Origin of the sequence: Streptomyces sp. NPDC096048 (genome assembly GCF_044763415.1) — a bacterium.
In the GTDB taxonomy this organism is placed as follows: domain Bacteria; phylum Actinomycetota; class Actinomycetes; order Streptomycetales; family Streptomycetaceae; genus Streptomyces.
This window is the reverse complement of sequence record NZ_JBIWGG010000002.1, coordinates 45,800-60,289: the sequence shown is the minus strand read 5'-3', so window position 1 is coordinate 60,289 and position 14,490 is coordinate 45,800. Positions and strand designations below refer to the sequence as shown.

The window sequence follows — 14,490 nt, the reverse complement described above, 5'->3', positions numbered from 1 at the left end:
CGGTGCGCGTCCGCCCGTTCCGTCACAGCCCCGTCCCTCACAGCCCCCTCCCCTCACACGCCCGTGCCCTCACACGCCCGTGCGGTCCAGCCCCCGGAGCACCTCCCGCTCACCCGGAGTCAGCGGCGGCCCGGTCAGCGGGGCGAGCGGGGAACCGGTGAGGGCGGCCAGGACCGCGTCGGGGCGGAACATGCGGGTCGGGGGCGTGCGCATGCTGGTGACGTCCCAGATCGCCGAGGCCGCCGCGAAGGAGCCCGTGGCCGCCCTCGTCATGCGCCGGGTGTACGCCGACACGACGCGGTCGGCGGGCCCCGGCCGTCCGCCGCGCACTCCCGGGTAGAGGACGTCCTGGCCGACGGCCATGGACCACGCCGGGTCCGCCGAGCGCGCCGCACCCCGCAGCACCCGCCGGGCGAGGCCGGGCGCGCCGAGAGCACCGGCCCGCTCCAGCTCCCGGCCGAGGACCCGCGCGCCGAACGCGGCCACCGACATGCCGTGCCCGTACGCCGGGTTGAAGGTGGCCAGCGCGTCGCCCAGGACGACGAAACCGTCGGGCCACCGGGCGGACTTCTCCAGGTACCGCCGCACATTGCTGGTCGACCGGCTCAGATGCACGTCGGTGAGCGGCTGCGCGCCGGAGATCAGCCGTCCCACGATCGGGTCCGGCAGTTCGAGCGTGTACCGCAGGAAGCCCTCCGGGTCCGCCGGCGGCTCACCGCCTCGCGTGCCGCCGCAGCTGACCATCCACCGGTCGTCCTCGATCGGCAGGACCATCGCGCTCCGCCCCGGCCGGGACACGTACGGGTCGGACTGCACGATCGTCAGCGGAAACCGCTCCGCACCCTCCGGAACCCGATAGACGCGCGTCGCGTTGACCAGCCCGGAGTCCACGGTGCGCTCCCGGACACCGGGGAGACCGAGCCCGTCGAGCCAGGTGACGACCCGGGTGCCGCGCCCGCTCGCGTCGACGACGAAGTCCGCGTCGAGATCCGTGTCCCCGCCGACGGCCGCGACGCGCACGCCCCGCACCCGGCCGGCGGAACCCGTCAGCCCCACCACCGCCGCCTTGCGGACCTCGACCGGGCAGTGCTCCAGCACCGCCGCCCGCACCGTCCAGTCCAGCAGCGCCCGGCTGCACGTGAGCATGACGGGCCCCTCGCGCCGCCACCGCCGCAGCCAGCCCTCGGGCGTGCGGGCCAGCATGCCCGAGCTGAGGGATATCTCGTGGGCCCCGGCGGCGAGCAGCCGTTTGCCCAGGCTCACGCCCGGCACCAGCTCCTCCATGGCGGCCAGCCCTCCGGTCATGAGCAGATGCGCGTGCCGCCCCTGCGGCAGCCCGCGGCGGTGCTCCGGCCCCTCGGGCAACTCGTCACGGTCCAGTACGAGCACCTCGTCCACGCCCGCGGTGGACAGCACGGACGCGGCCAGCATCCCGGCCAGGCCGGCACCGATGACGACAGCTCTACGCGACATGGGGCTCCTCGGGTTCAGCCATGGGTCCGGTCATGGAGGACGGCACCGCACCGCCGGACGCGGCGGGCGGACGGTCGAGCGCCTGCGCCAGCTCCACCAGACCGCTCGGGCCGGACACCTCGGTGGCGTGCAGACGGTAGGTACCGGCGGTCTCGGGCGGTTCCTCACCGGTGACGGCCCGGCGCGCGGCGTCGGCGAGCATGGCCGCCTCCGCCGCCAGCCGGGCCTCGTGGGGTGAGCGGCCCGCGCCCAGGGCGGTGTCCCGCACCCGCTCACGGACCCGGTGGTCGAAGTACGGCGCGAGCGCGAGCAGGGCGTCGTGGATGGACACCTCACGCCACTGGAGCCGGGCCTGGGGGAGCTGCCACCAGGCGGTCGGGGGCTTGGGGGCGGTGGACACCGACCTGACCAGGGACCACAGCGGATCCAGCCGCCGGTAGTCGCCCAGTCCCCGCCAGTGGTCGACCACGGGCGGCAGCAGCCTGGGCAGCACGAACCCGGCCGAGCACAGCAGCGCGGCCAGCGACGCCATCGGCGGGGCCACGGTGGTGGACAGGAAGTCGAGGTCGTGACCGGTCCAGCGGGCCACGACGGCCGTGTACTTGGTCAACTGGAACCCCACCACGTCCAGCAGCGCCCCGAGCAGGATCAGCCGCAGCCCGGCCCGGAGCAGCCCGCCCACCTCGCGGCCCCACTTGACGCAGACGACGCACATCACGAGCATCGCCGCGCTGTGCCCGAGCAGGTACAGCAGGATCATCTCCCGCATGAACGGGGTGCCGGCGTAGTACGTGTCGAGGTCGGTCAGCCGCTCGGTGTCCGCGTCGGCGAGCGTGAACAGCACGACGATGGCGACCACCAGGAGACCGTAGGCGGCCACGCTGCGCAGCACCATGCGCCGCACCCGCTCGCGGGAACCGCCCCGCCAGTTGATCAGCAGCACGAGCACGGCGCAGCTGTACGCGGAGAGCATCCCGTAGGTCAGCGGGGCCCCGAAGTTGGGGACGCCGGTCAGCTCGTTGACGGTGGCGAGAGTGGCCGGGGCGGCGCAGACGAAGACCAGGGCGCCGAGGACGATCGCCATGCAGGTGGACAGGGTGAGCGGGTTCCGCATGGCCGTGCGGGGGCGGCGGAAGAGCAGGACGGAGGTCATCCCGAAGACGACGGCCGCCAGGTACACGACGAGGCTCATATCGGCAGACTCCTCTCGCCCGGGGCCCGGTTCACGCGGTCCCCGCCGTGGTCGTACCGCTCGGCACGGCGGCGGGGGCCGGCGGCAGCGGCGCCGTACCGGCCAGCACGTCGGCGATCCGGCCGAGGGCGGCCGGGCCCGGCACCCGGCCGGGGAACGGACCGGCGCCGCCGGGAGGCGGAGCATCCCCGCCCGGTCCCGCCTCGTGCCGTACCGCGGCGGTGATCACCGCCGCCCAGGCGTCGGCCTCGGCCCGTTGCGGATCACCCGTCGCCGCCAGCACACCGGCGCGGGTCCGGTCGTACAGGTCCCGGTCGAAGTACGCGTCCAGGTGGCCGAGCGCGTTGTGGATGCTGGTCTGGCGCCACATCAGCCGCGTGGTGGGGGAGGCGAACCGGGGGCGGGGCAGCCGCAGCGTGCGGCGGGTGAGCAGGTCGTCCAGCGCCCGCTCCAGGGGTTCGAGCCGGGCGTACGTCCGCCGGGCCCGCCGCCATTCGGTCACCCGGGGCGTCACCAGCGGGACCAGCACCCCGACGACGATCAGCAGGGCACCGAGACCGGCGGCGGCCGGGGAGAAGGCGGTGTCGAGCGCCGACCAGTCCCGCCCCGACCAACTGGCGCCGACCGCGGCCAGCTTGGCGACGCTGTAGCCGGCGCCGCACAGCGAACCGACGCCGAGCAGCGTCAGGCCGGCCCGCAACCCGCCCCGCACCCGGCGCGCCCAGCGCAGCGACGACACCGTGGTGACGGTCACCGCGATGAGGTGCGCGACCAGGTAGAGCACGATCATCTGGGCGATGAACGGGGTCGTCGCGTAGTAGGTGTCCAGGTCGGTGCGGCGCTCCACGGGCGCGTCACCGAGGGCGAAGGTCACCGCGATGCCGAGGACCACGGCGGCGTAGGCCAGCGTCCAGCGGCGGGCGGTGCGGTGCACCCGGGGCCCGCCGCGCCAGTGGACGACGAGGACCTGGGAGGCGGCGCAGTACCCGGTGATGGCCGCGTAGGTAAGCGGGGCCGCGAGGTTCGGCACACCGCTCAGCCGGTTGACGGCGCCGACCGTCGGAGCCGCCCCGAGCAGGAAGCAGAGCCCGGCCAGCCCCAGCACGGCGCAGATGGCACGCAGATACGGATCGCGGCGGTGGCGCACCAGATCGGGGGCCTTCACCAGCAGGCCGAGCCAGAGCACTCCGCAACTGACGTAGTTGATCAAGCCGTTCATCTCGTCGTCCCGCGGTAGTTGAGCGCGGCCCCGATGCGTCCGGCGAGGTCCTGGGGGTCGTCGGGGTCGCCGCCCTCCGCGGCGAACACCGAGTCGGTGGAGGCCTCCAGCCAGGTGCGCAGCCGACGGCCCATCAGCATGCCGAAGCGGTCCGCCTCCTGCTCCTCGGCCAGGGAGAAGTCGGTGCGCGCGGCGACCGGCCGGGGCTCGGCACCGACGTCCGTCTCCGCCTGGCGGCGGCTCATGTGCCACACCTCGTGGCAGAGGATCACGATCTGGTGCCACACGGCGGCGCGTTCGTCCACCACCACGTCGTCGTGGCTCTCGCGCTCCAGCCACAGTCCGCTCGCGGTGTGCGGCGGGAACGCCGCGCGGTGGACGACCACGTCACGTCCCCGCCATGCGCTGACGGAGGCGACGAGCGCGTCGAACAGGACCTCGGGGTCGGCCGGGACCGGCACCCGGATGGGGTCGATGAGGGCGTCAGCGAGACGACGCATCTCCTTCCTGGTACGCACCGATGTCTCCCTGTTCCCCTGGTTGCTGCTCGGTCACCTGTGCAATATGCCAAGACGGGTGCCGTCCGGGCCAGTTCCGCGTGCGGCACGGTCACTCGGTGACCGCCACGGTGTCCCCGGGTGCCGCGGCGCGGGCGCGGACCTCCCGGATCGCGTCGGGGTGGCGCAGGGCGCGCGAGAGCGCCCCGATCTCGCGGAGCAGGTCCGTGGTGTCGGGGCCGTGGGTGCCGTCGCCGCCGTCCGCGCGGGGCCCTGCGTCGACCGCGTCGAGGATCACCACCGCCGACGCGAGCGCCTTCGCCCGTGCCGGGGGGAAACCGAGGTCGAGGGCCGCGACGTACGACCGCTCGCCGAGCCGCTCGTCGGTGCGCCGGGCCAGCGGCAGCAGGACGTCGCGGATGAAGGTCTCGCGGCGGGTCAGGCGCAGTTCGGGGCTGGCCCGCAGGACGAACGGCACCCCGGAGCCGTGCACGGTCCGCGTCAGCCGGTACAGCGGACGCAGCCGGCGGTGGGCCAGGCGGATCCGCCACCGCTCGTGCAGGTACTGCCCGGCGTGCGGCAGGATGAAGCCGACCGCGATCGACACCGCGGACAGACAGGCCAGGGCCGGGGCCACGTCCAGGCTGAGCCAGTCCAGGTCGTTGCCGGTCCAGCGGGCCGTGACGGCGGTGAGTTTGGCGGCGTCGAAGGCCAGGTTCAGCGCGTAGCCGATACCCAGGAACCTCAGTCCCCAGCGCAGCCAGGCGTCGAACCCGCCGGTGCGGATCCAGTTCCAGATCAGCTTCGAGGTGATGAGCACGGCGGTGGTGTGCGCGACGAGGTACAGCAGGATCTCCTCGCGCATGAACGGCGTGTTGGCGTAGTACGTGTCCAGGTCGCGGGTGCGCTCCACGGGCACGTCGGCGAGGGCGAACAGCACCCAGAGCGCGACGATCACGCTTCCGTAGGCCAGGACGACCCAGCGCGTGGCCCGGCGGGTCGGGGCGGAGCGCTCGGACAGCCCGTCGCGCCAGGCGATGATCAGCACCAGACAGGAGCCGCAGAACGCGGTGAGCAGCGAGTACACCCAGGGCGCCGAGATGTTGGGCACGCCGGTGACGCGGTTGACCCAGACGATGGTCGAGGGCGCGACGAACACGAACACCGCGCAGGCGAGCAGCAGCAGGCCGCCGACCGCGCGCAGCAGCGGGTCCCTCCAGAGCCGGATGATCGTCGGCACTTTGATCGCCAGGGCGGCGGCCAGGACGGCGGCCGGGATCCACCAGAAGGACGTGTAGAACTCGCTGAGGAACGAGGCCGGACCCATGGCCGCGTCCGCGGACTCCATCTTCGCCCCCCACCCCCGCCGGCACTCTCCGTCGTGTCCCAAGGCCGTTCGAGCCTACGCGGCCGCGCGTGTCCGCGTCATGCGATGCCGGCGCACGGAAAGTCCTGCCCCTGGTTCTTGTCCGAACCATTGACGCGAAAGCGCCGTCCACTTACGGTCCCGTTCGAAGTTACGAGCGCTATTCGATATCTCGAACAATCCATGAGCAGATAGGGCAGGGCATGGGACGACCTGGCCTGGATCGCAGGCACTTTCTGGGCGCGGCGGGCGGTCTGACGGTCGCGGGAAGCTTCGGCTTCGCGGCCCTGGGCACGGGCGCCGACGCGCTCGCCTCCGGTGCGGACACCCGCGTGAGCTACTGGAACCTCTTCAGTGGCGGCGACGGCTACAACATGATCGCGATGCTGGACTCCTTCCGTAAGGACAACCCCGGCATCGACGTGAAGGACTCCACCCTCCAGTGGGGCAGCCCCTTCTACACCAAGCTCGCCATGGCGGCCGCCGGCAACCGCGCGCCGGACCTCGGCGTCATGCACCTCGGCCGCGTCACCGGCTTCTCGCCCGGCCGCCTCCTGGACCCCTGGGACGTCGGCCTGCTCGCCAAGTACGGCGTGAAGGAAGCGGACTTCAACCCCGAGCTGTGGAAACGCGCCGTCATCGACGGCAAGCTCTACGCCCTCCCGCTCGACATCCACGTCCAGCTCTGCTTCTACCGCAAGGACGTGCTGAAGAAGGCGGGCCTGCTCGGCGCCGACGGGCGGATGGTGCCCGTGACGTCGACCGAGGAGTGGTTCGACGTGCTGAAGGAGGCCAGGAAGGCCACCAAGAAGGGCCTGCAGACCATCGGCTTCTGGCACAACGACCAGAACTTCCAGTGGTGGGACTTCGTCGCCTTCTACACCCAGCTCGGCGGCACCTGGTTCAACGAGGGGAACACCGAGGTCACCTTCGACACCGACAAGGCCACCCAGGTCCTGGAGTTCCTGCGCCGGCACGTCGCCGACGGCTACGCGAACCCGAGCTTCGGGGGCGGCGCGGGCGCCGAACAGTTCGTCAACGGCGCCCCCTTCGCGTGGGAGGGCAACTGGTCGGTGCCCGTCTTCTCCGGTGCGAAGCTCGACTACGGCGCGACCCCGCTGCCGCCCGTCTTCGGCGAGCGGGCCACGCACGCCGAGTCGCACGCCTTCGTGCTCCCGCATCAGGCGGACCGCGGCGGCGCCACCAACGAGGCCGCGCACCGACTCGCCGCCTACATCGTCAAGCACGCCCAGCAGTGGGCGGCCGGCGGGCACATACCCGCCTACACGCCGACCCTGTCCACGGCCGCGTACAAGGAGCTGAACCCGCAGAGCGAGTACGTCACCGCGATGGACCACCAGGCCACCGAGCCGAAGGTGTGGTTCGCCGGCTCCACCGGCATCCTCGCCCAGCGCGTCGGCCCGATCGTCGTCTCCTCGACGATGGGCTCGGCGAAGCCGGAAGCCGCCGCCCGCCGCATGAAGGGCGCGCTCACCGACCTGCTCGGCACGAAGAACCCCATGGACGGCAGAACCGCCGCGCAGGGAGGTGCGGCCGCATGACCACGACCAGCGCTGAAACGATCATCCGCCCGGCGCGCGCGAAGACCGCCGCCGACCGCGTCACCGTCCGCCGCGGGCAGGGCTTCCAGCACGGCGGCTGGTTCGTCGCCCCGTTCCTCGCCCTGTTCGCGCTCTTCGTCGTCTGGCCCCTGCTGCGCGGCCTCTACCTCAGCTTCACGGACGCCAACATCTCCGGCGACAGCGCGAGCTTCATCGGCCTGGACAACTACAGCGAGGCCCTCCAGGACCCCCTGATGTGGGACGCGCTCGGCCACAGCGCGTACTTCACGCTGCTCGTCGTGCCCTGCATCACGGTCCTCGCCTTCCTCCTCGCGATGCTCGCCCACCACATCGAGCGCGGCAAATGGCTGTGGCGGCTGTGCTTCTTCATGCCGTTCCTGCTGCCGTCCACCGTCGCCGCCAACCTGTGGCAGTGGCTGTTCAACCCCGGCACCGGCATGGTGAACCACGTCCTCGGCCTCGAGACACCGTGGCTGACCGACAAGTCGTACGCCCTGCTCGCGGTCGTCATCACCACCCTGTGGTGGACGGTCGGCTTCAGCTTCCTGCTCTACCTCGCCGCACTCCAGGGCATCCCCGCGCACCTCTACGAGGCCGCCAGGCTGGACGGCGCCAACGCCTGGCACCGCACGCTCCACATCACGCTGCCGATGCTGCGCAACATCACCGGCCTCGTCGTCGCCCTGCAGATCCTCGCCTCGCTCCAGGTCTTCGACCAGGCAGTCGTGATGCAGGACTTCGGGCCGGGCCCCGAGGAATCGACCCGCACCTTCGTGCAGTACACCCTCGAACAGGGCTTCACCAGCTACCGCGTGGGCTACGCCTCCGCGATCTCCATCATCTTCTTCGTGCTCATCGCGGCCGTCGCCCTCACCCGGATGTGGCTGCTGCGCAACCGTGAGGAGGGCGGCCGATGACCACCGCCACGGCGCCGACGCGCACCAAGGCCCGCAGGCCCTGGTCGACCGGCCAGATCGTGCTCACCCTCCTCGGCACGGCCGTCTCAGTGCTGTTCCTGGCGCCCCTGGCCTGGGCGCTGTTCACCTCGCTCAAGTCGGAGACCGAGGCCGTCGAGGTGCCGACGCACTGGCTGCCCGAGGACTGGACGGGCCAGGCGTGGACGGCCCTCTTCGAGACCGGCAACATCACCAACTGGTTCGTCAACTCCCTCGTCGTGTCGGTCTGCGTCACGACGATCGTGCTGCTGGTCAGCGCGCTGGCCGGCTACGGCTTCGCCCGCACCGAGTTCCGGGGCAAGGGCCTGCTGATGGGCGTCGTGATGGCGGGCCTCATGGTCTCCCCGGCCGTGCTCGGCGTCCCGCTGTTCACCACCGTCCAGCAGATGGGGATGGTCGACACCTACTGGGGCATGATCCTGCCGCAGTGCGCGCCCGCCGCGATGGTCTACATCCTCTACAAGTTCTTCCAGGGCATCCCGCGCGAGCTGGAGGAGGCCGCCTTCATCGACGGCGCCGGCCGCTGGCGCGTCTTCTTCACGATCATCGTGCCGCTCTCCCGCCCCTCGCTCGCGGCGGTCGGCATCTTCACCTTCATCAGCTCGTGGAACAACTTCCTGTGGCCCTACATGGTCACCAACAACCCCGACCTGATGACCATGCCGAACGGCATCGCGACCGTCATGAACTCCTACGGCATCCAGTGGGCCCAGCTCATGGCCGGCGGCCTCATGGCCGGCCTGCCGCTGATCATCGTCTTCGTCTTCTTCCAACGGCAGATCGTGGCGGGCGTCGCCCACACGGGATTGGCGGGCCAGTGACCGTACGCAGAACCCTCGCCGCCGCGGCGACGGCCGCCCTGATGGCCCTGTTGCCCAACGCGGCGCAGGCCGCGGAGCGTTACCCCGACCCGCGCCCCATCACCGGCCAGCAGATCATCCACGACCCCACCGTCATGCGCCTGAAGGGCGGCGGCTACGTCGCCTACTCCACCGGCGGCGTCATCGGCGCCCGCCTCTCCGAGGACGGCAGGCACTGGGACGACGCGGGCAACGCCTTCGCGAAGCCCCCGGGCTGGTGGTACGAGTACAACGACACCGGCGACCCGTGGGCCCCCGACCTCTCCTACCGCGCCGGCCGGTACTGGCTCTACTACGCGGTCTCCTCCTGGGGCACCAACCACTCCGCGATCGGCGTCGCCACCTCCCGCACCGGCCTGCCCGGCACCTGGACCGACCACGGCAAGGTCTTCTCCTCGGAGACGACCGACACCTGGAACGCCATCGACCCGGCGGTCATCCGCGCCGACGGCCGCCTGTGGATGTCCTTCGGCTCGTACTGGAGCGGCATCCGCATGGTCGAGCTGGACCCGCGCACCGGCAAGGCGGTCGAGGACGCGAAGGTCCACCACCTCGCCACCCGCCCCGACGAGCCGTACGCCGTCGAAGGCCCGGAGATCGTCAAGCACGGCCGCCACTACTACCTGTTCGCCTCGTACGACGCGTGCTGCTCCGGCGTGAACAGCACGTACAGGATCAAGGTCGGCAGGTCCACGGACATCGAGGGCCCGTACGTCGACAGCACGGGCACCCCGCTGCTGGAAGGCGGCGGCGACCTCCTCCTGGAGGGCCACGGCCCCTACATCGGCACCGGCGGCCAGTCCGTCTTCCGCGACCGGGGCCGGGACTGGCTGGCGTACCACTACTACGACGCCGAGGACGAAGGCACGCCCAAGCTCGGGCTGAACGCCCTGACCTGGACCAAGGACGGCTGGCCGAAGGTCTCCTAGGGGGCACGGCCGGCCACCACGAACCCGCGGACCCACGCGTACCGGACACACGCGAACCTCTGGAAAGGCAGACATGCGAACCGCCCGCTTCACCCTCGACCCCGCCTTCACCGTCGGTGAGGTCAACCCCCGCCTCTTCGGCTCCTTCGTGGAACACCTCGGCCGCTGCGTGTACACCGGCGTCTTCGAACCGGACCACCCCACCGCCGACGAGGCCGGCCTGCGCCAGGACGTGCTGGACCTGGTCCGGGAACTCGGCGTCACCGCCATCCGCTACCCCGGCGGCAACTTCGTCTCCGGCTACAAGTGGGAGGACTCGGTCGGCCCGGTGGAGGACCGCCCCCGCCGCCTCGACCTGGCCTGGCGCTCCACGGAGACCAACCGCTTCGGCCTGTCCGAGTACATCGCCTTCCTCAAGAAGATCGGCCCCCAGGCCGAGCCCATGATGGCGGTCAACCTCGGCACCCGCGGCGTCGCCGAGGCCCTCGAACTCCAGGAGTACGCCAACCACCCCTCCGGCACGGCGCTCTCCGACCTGCGTGCCGAGCACGGCGACAAGGACCCCTTCGGCATCAGGCTCTGGTGCCTCGGCAACGAGATGGACGGCCCCTGGCAGACCGGCCACAAGACCGCCGAGGAGTACGGCCGGATCGCCGCCGAGACCGCGCGCGCCATGCGCCAGATCGACCCGGACCTCGAACTCGTCGCCTGCGGCTCCTCCGGCCAGTCCATGGAGACCTTCGCCGAGTGGGAGGCGACGGTCCTCAAGGAGACGTACGACCTGGTCGACCACATCTCCCTGCACGCCTACTACGAGCCGCACGACGGCGACATCGACTCCTTCCTCGCCTCGGCCGTGGACATGGAGTCGTTCATCGAGAACGTCGTCGCCACCTGCGACCACATCGGCGCCCGCCTCAAGTCCAAGAAGAGGATCAACCTCTCCTTCGACGAGTGGAACGTCTGGTACATGGCCAAGACCCAGGCCGAGGTCAGCGCCCTGGACTGGCCCGAGGCGCCCCGCCTGCTGGAGGACAACTACAGCGTCACCGACGCCGTCGTCTTCGGCTCGCTCCTCGTCGCCCTGCTCCGGCACGCCGACCGCGTCACCGTCGCCTGCCTCGCCCAGCTCGTCAACGTCATCGCCCCGATCATGACCGAGCCGGGCGGCCCGGCCTGGCGCCAGACGACGTTCTTCCCGTTCGCGCAGGCCTCGAAGTACGGCCGGGGCGAGGTCCTCGACGTCCGGGTGGACTCACCGACGTACGAGACGAAGAAGTACGGCGAGGCCGACCTGCTGCACGCCACCGCCGTGCGCGCCGAGGACGGCTCCGTCACCGTCTTCGCCGTCAACCGCTCCCGCACCGAGTCGCTGCCGCTCGACGTGGCCCTGAGCGGCCTGGAGCTGACCGAGGTCGTCGAGCACAGCGCCCTGGCGGACGCCGACCCGGACGCCCGCAACACGCTCGCCGAGCCCGAGCGGGTCGTCCCGCACCCGGTCGAGGGCACGGCCGTGGCGGACGGCAGGCTGACCGCCGCCCTGGAGCCGCTGTCCTGGAACGTGATCCGGCTGCGCTGAGGCCCGACGAGGTCAGCGGCGCGGGCCGGGGGAGGCGACCGGTTCCACCGGCACCCCTCCCGCCGCGCCGCCCAGCAGCTCCAGCCGCACCGCCCCCGGCCCCGGCACCGCCTCGCCGTCGGTCAGGACGGCGAGGGCCAGGGTGTTGGCGGCGGCGCGGGTGCGCAGGATGCCGTTCGGCAGGACGAAGGTGTGCGGCGCTGCCGTGGGGTCGTCGCCGGCGTACTCGCCCATGTTCCAGCCGTTCAGGAAGACCTGGGCGCGGTAGTCGCGGCCCGGGCCGCCGTCGAGGACGAGCCCGACCGAGGCGTCGACGTCCGGCGGGACGTCCAGCCGGAAGGTGGTCCGGTACCAGGTCACGCCCTGGCGCCGGTCCTCGCGGGGGAGAGACGCCGAGGACACCTCGTCCCAGTCGCCGTCGTCGTACCCGGGCAGATGCCAGCCCCACCGCTCCCCGTACAGCCCGCCGTTGTTGAGCGGCCCGCGCACGGGGTCGGGGGCGGCCGCGCCCTGGATCCGCCACCTCACCTCCGGTGACGCGCCCTCGAAGGCGACCGAGGTCAGGCCGCGGGCCGCCCGGTAGGCGTCCTGGTCGTGCTGTGTGCGCCGGACCAGGACGGACAGGACGAGGGAGGCACCGACGTCGGGCCGCTCCCGCAGGCGCTTCCGGAGTGCCCGGGGCAGCCGGAAGCCGGCCGTGGCGGTCCACGTGCCCTCGCCGTCGTCCTCCCGGCCCATGCGGTGGGTGCCCAGCGGCTCCCCGTCCAGCCAGGCCATCAGCATCCCGTGCGCGCCCGTGCTGTAGGCGAGGGACACCGACTCCAGGTCCGCGGCGCCGGTGAGCCGGCCCCGGTACCAGACGTCGCCGTAGTGGAAGCCGTAGTCGTCGGCGAAGAGCACGGGCTGCCCGTCGGGCACCGGGGTCGTGCTGTGCGAGGTCCGCCGGTCGGCGACCGCCCACCCCGAGTCGTCGTAGCCGGGGCCGGACTCCGGGTTCTCGGTGCGCCGCCGCCAGCCCTCCAGCGCGGGCAGTACCAGGTCGGGCACGCCGGGCAGCGGCCAGACGGCCATCAGGCTCTGGGCGCGGCCGACGGACGCCTCCACCGGCTCGCCGTTCCAGGTGACGTGGGTGATGCCGCGCGGCGCCCACACTTCCAGGCCGCGCTCCTCGACGGTGTCGCCGGTCAGCCGGATCGTGGCGCCGTCCAGGGTGACGTCGCGCAGCAGCGCCGGGCCGTGCACGAGGACCCGGCCCGACGGAGTCTCGTACGGCCACAGCCGCAGCGAGGCGGCGTCGTCGGCGACGAGCAGGATCAGGGTGCGGTCGGACTCGCCGCTGCGCACCCGCAGCCGGGTCACCCGGTCCTCCGCCAGGGGCACGGTGATGTGCAGTCTCCCGTGGTCGTACGCCCAGGCGGCCTCCTCGTCCAGCCGGGTGGGCCACGGCTCGTCCGGGCAGTCCAGCACCAGGTGCGCGTTCTCGCCGGCCCGGCCCACGAAGGCGGCGATGTCCAGCCGCCCGACGCTCAGGGACATCATGGGCTGCACGGTGGCGTACGCCAGTTTCCGGCCCGATCCCAGGTGGAGCCCGGTGGCGAACAGCTTGGCGTCCCGGGCGGGGACGGTGACCTCCACGTCGGTCCCGCCCATCGGCAGCGTCGACGTGACGTCGGTCGCGGAGTCGTTGCGCGCGACGTACGCGTGGGTGCCGGTGTCCGGGTTGGCCAGGTGCCGCACCCGGATCCGGGCGTCCGAGGCCCTGACCCGCGGCGCCTCGTCCAGCCGGGTGAAGTCGGGTACGTGGCGGAGCAGCTGCCCGAGCTGGTGGAGCGGGGCGAGCTTGTCCGTCGGCCGGCGGGCCTCGTCGATCGCCGCGGTGGGGTCGTACGTGGGCGTGGGCGCGGACGGCGCGGCCAGCCAGCCCCACGAGGTGCCGCCGAACGCCGTGCGGACGTGGTGCAGCGTGACGCCCCGCGCGAGGTGGTCGAGATGGACCCGCCGCGCCTCGGCGGCGTCCCGGGTGTGCTCCGCCTCTCCCCAGGGGACCGGGGTGTCGGCGTGCAGGAGGGGTACGTCGATGCCGTCGGCGCGGAGCCTGTCGTGCAGGCGGGTCAGGTGGGCGCGCCGCGGGGCGTCGACCCGGTAGAGCAGGACGGTGCCGGTGCCACGGGTGTACTGGTGCCGGGCGGCGACGGCGTTGACGCGGCTCAGCCACTCGTCGGCGTGGCGCAGGTACGCGGGGTCGGCGGTCCCGGCCCGGCCCTCGGCGGCCGTCAGCCAGCCGGGCAGGCCGCCCGCGTCCACGTCCGCGCCGATGTACGGGCCGGGCCGCAGGACGACGTACATACGGGTCTCGGCGGCCGTGCGCAGGAACAGGTCCAGGTCGCGGACGCCGGTGAAGTCGTACTCGCCGGGGGCGGGGGAGTGCTGGTTCCAGGCGAGGCGGACGCCGACCGCGTTGTAGCCGTAGGCGCGCATCTTCTGCAGCACGTCCCGCCACAGGGACGGGCTGGGCAGCCGGAACGGGTGCATCTCGCCGGACCACAGCGCGAGACGTCTGCCGTCGATCAGCAGGGAGTACCGGTCCAGGGCGACCCGGTGGCGCACCCCGTCGGCGCCGGGCGGTCCGGGCGGCGGCCCGGTGGGCACGGGGCCACGGACGCCGGTGCGGGGCAGCGCCTGGCTGCTCACGCTGCCGCCGAGTGCGAGACCGAGGACGCTGGTGCCCGCGAGGGCGCTGAACGCTCGTCTGCTGAGCCTGCTGAGCTCCAAGGGAGCCTCTCCTGTTGCTGTACTTCTGGTGCTGCGCTGCCGGGCCATTCTCCACAACCGGACC

General features: G+C 72.4%; 11 protein-coding genes. 5 read left to right on the top strand and 6 right to left on the bottom strand.

What is annotated here, in order from left to right; all coding sequences use genetic code 11:
- Positions 1-69 precede the first annotated feature (69 nt).
- The 5 genes from ACIQ6R_RS04810 to ACIQ6R_RS04790 all read right to left on the bottom strand — a co-directional run bounded on the left by ACIQ6R_RS04810 (position 70) and on the right by ACIQ6R_RS04790 (position 5,729).
- A complete protein-coding gene (locus ACIQ6R_RS04810; protein ID WP_404175071.1) occupies positions 70-1,473 on the bottom strand; it encodes an FAD-dependent oxidoreductase in 1,404 nt (467 codons plus the stop codon).
- On the bottom strand, positions 1,463-2,665 hold the full coding sequence (locus tag ACIQ6R_RS04805; RefSeq protein ID WP_404175068.1) for an MAB_1171c family putative transporter: 1,203 nt from the start codon (positions 2,663-2,665) through the stop codon (positions 1,463-1,465). The genes ACIQ6R_RS04810 and ACIQ6R_RS04805 overlap by 11 nt, the downstream gene beginning before the upstream one ends.
- Before the next feature lie 31 nt (positions 2,666-2,696).
- Positions 2,697-3,884, bottom strand: coding sequence for an MAB_1171c family putative transporter (locus tag ACIQ6R_RS04800; RefSeq protein ID WP_404218733.1), 1,188 nt, complete (start codon positions 3,882-3,884; stop codon positions 2,697-2,699).
- On the bottom strand, positions 3,881-4,402 hold the full coding sequence (locus ACIQ6R_RS04795; RefSeq protein ID WP_404175063.1) for a toxin: 522 nt from the start codon (positions 4,400-4,402) through the stop codon (positions 3,881-3,883). Before ACIQ6R_RS04795 ends, ACIQ6R_RS04800 begins: the two co-directional genes overlap by 4 nt.
- Before the next feature lie 91 nt (positions 4,403-4,493).
- Entirely contained in the window at positions 4,494-5,729 is a 1,236-nt protein-coding gene (locus tag ACIQ6R_RS04790) for a DUF6545 domain-containing protein (protein WP_404175060.1), read from the bottom strand.
- A gap of 221 nt (positions 5,730-5,950) precedes the next feature.
- Here ACIQ6R_RS04790 and ACIQ6R_RS04785 point away from each other — a divergent pair, with 221 nt between their 5' ends.
- From ACIQ6R_RS04785 to ACIQ6R_RS04765, 5 genes are all read left to right on the top strand, one after another.
- Positions 5,951-7,309 (top strand): extracellular solute-binding protein, encoded by a 1,359-nt coding sequence (locus ACIQ6R_RS04785; RefSeq protein WP_404218731.1) that lies wholly within the window; start codon positions 5,951-5,953, stop codon positions 7,307-7,309.
- The gene (locus tag ACIQ6R_RS04780) at positions 7,306-8,247 is read left to right on the top strand and encodes a carbohydrate ABC transporter permease (protein ID WP_404218729.1); all 942 of its coding nucleotides are present in this window, start codon (positions 7,306-7,308) and stop codon (positions 8,245-8,247) included. The genes ACIQ6R_RS04785 and ACIQ6R_RS04780 overlap by 4 nt, the downstream gene beginning before the upstream one ends.
- Positions 8,244-9,107 carry a carbohydrate ABC transporter permease gene (locus tag ACIQ6R_RS04775; protein WP_404175051.1) on the top strand — a complete coding sequence of 288 codons (864 nt, stop codon included), beginning with the start codon at positions 8,244-8,246 and terminating at the stop codon, positions 9,105-9,107. Before ACIQ6R_RS04780 ends, ACIQ6R_RS04775 begins: the two co-directional genes overlap by 4 nt.
- On the top strand, positions 9,104-10,075 hold the full coding sequence (locus tag ACIQ6R_RS04770) for an arabinan endo-1,5-alpha-L-arabinosidase (protein ID WP_404218727.1): 972 nt from the start codon (positions 9,104-9,106) through the stop codon (positions 10,073-10,075). The genes ACIQ6R_RS04775 and ACIQ6R_RS04770 overlap by 4 nt, the downstream gene beginning before the upstream one ends.
- A 73-nt stretch (positions 10,076-10,148) precedes the next feature.
- On the top strand, positions 10,149-11,654 hold the full coding sequence (locus ACIQ6R_RS04765) for an alpha-N-arabinofuranosidase (RefSeq protein WP_404175046.1): 1,506 nt from the start codon (positions 10,149-10,151) through the stop codon (positions 11,652-11,654).
- Positions 11,655-11,666: 12 nt separating this feature from the next.
- Here the strand turns inward: ACIQ6R_RS04765 and ACIQ6R_RS04760 are convergent, their stop codons facing one another.
- Positions 11,667-14,474 (bottom strand): beta-galactosidase, encoded by a 2,808-nt coding sequence (locus ACIQ6R_RS04760; RefSeq protein ID WP_404218726.1) that lies wholly within the window; start codon positions 14,472-14,474, stop codon positions 11,667-11,669.
- Positions 14,475-14,490: the final 16 nt, after the last annotated feature.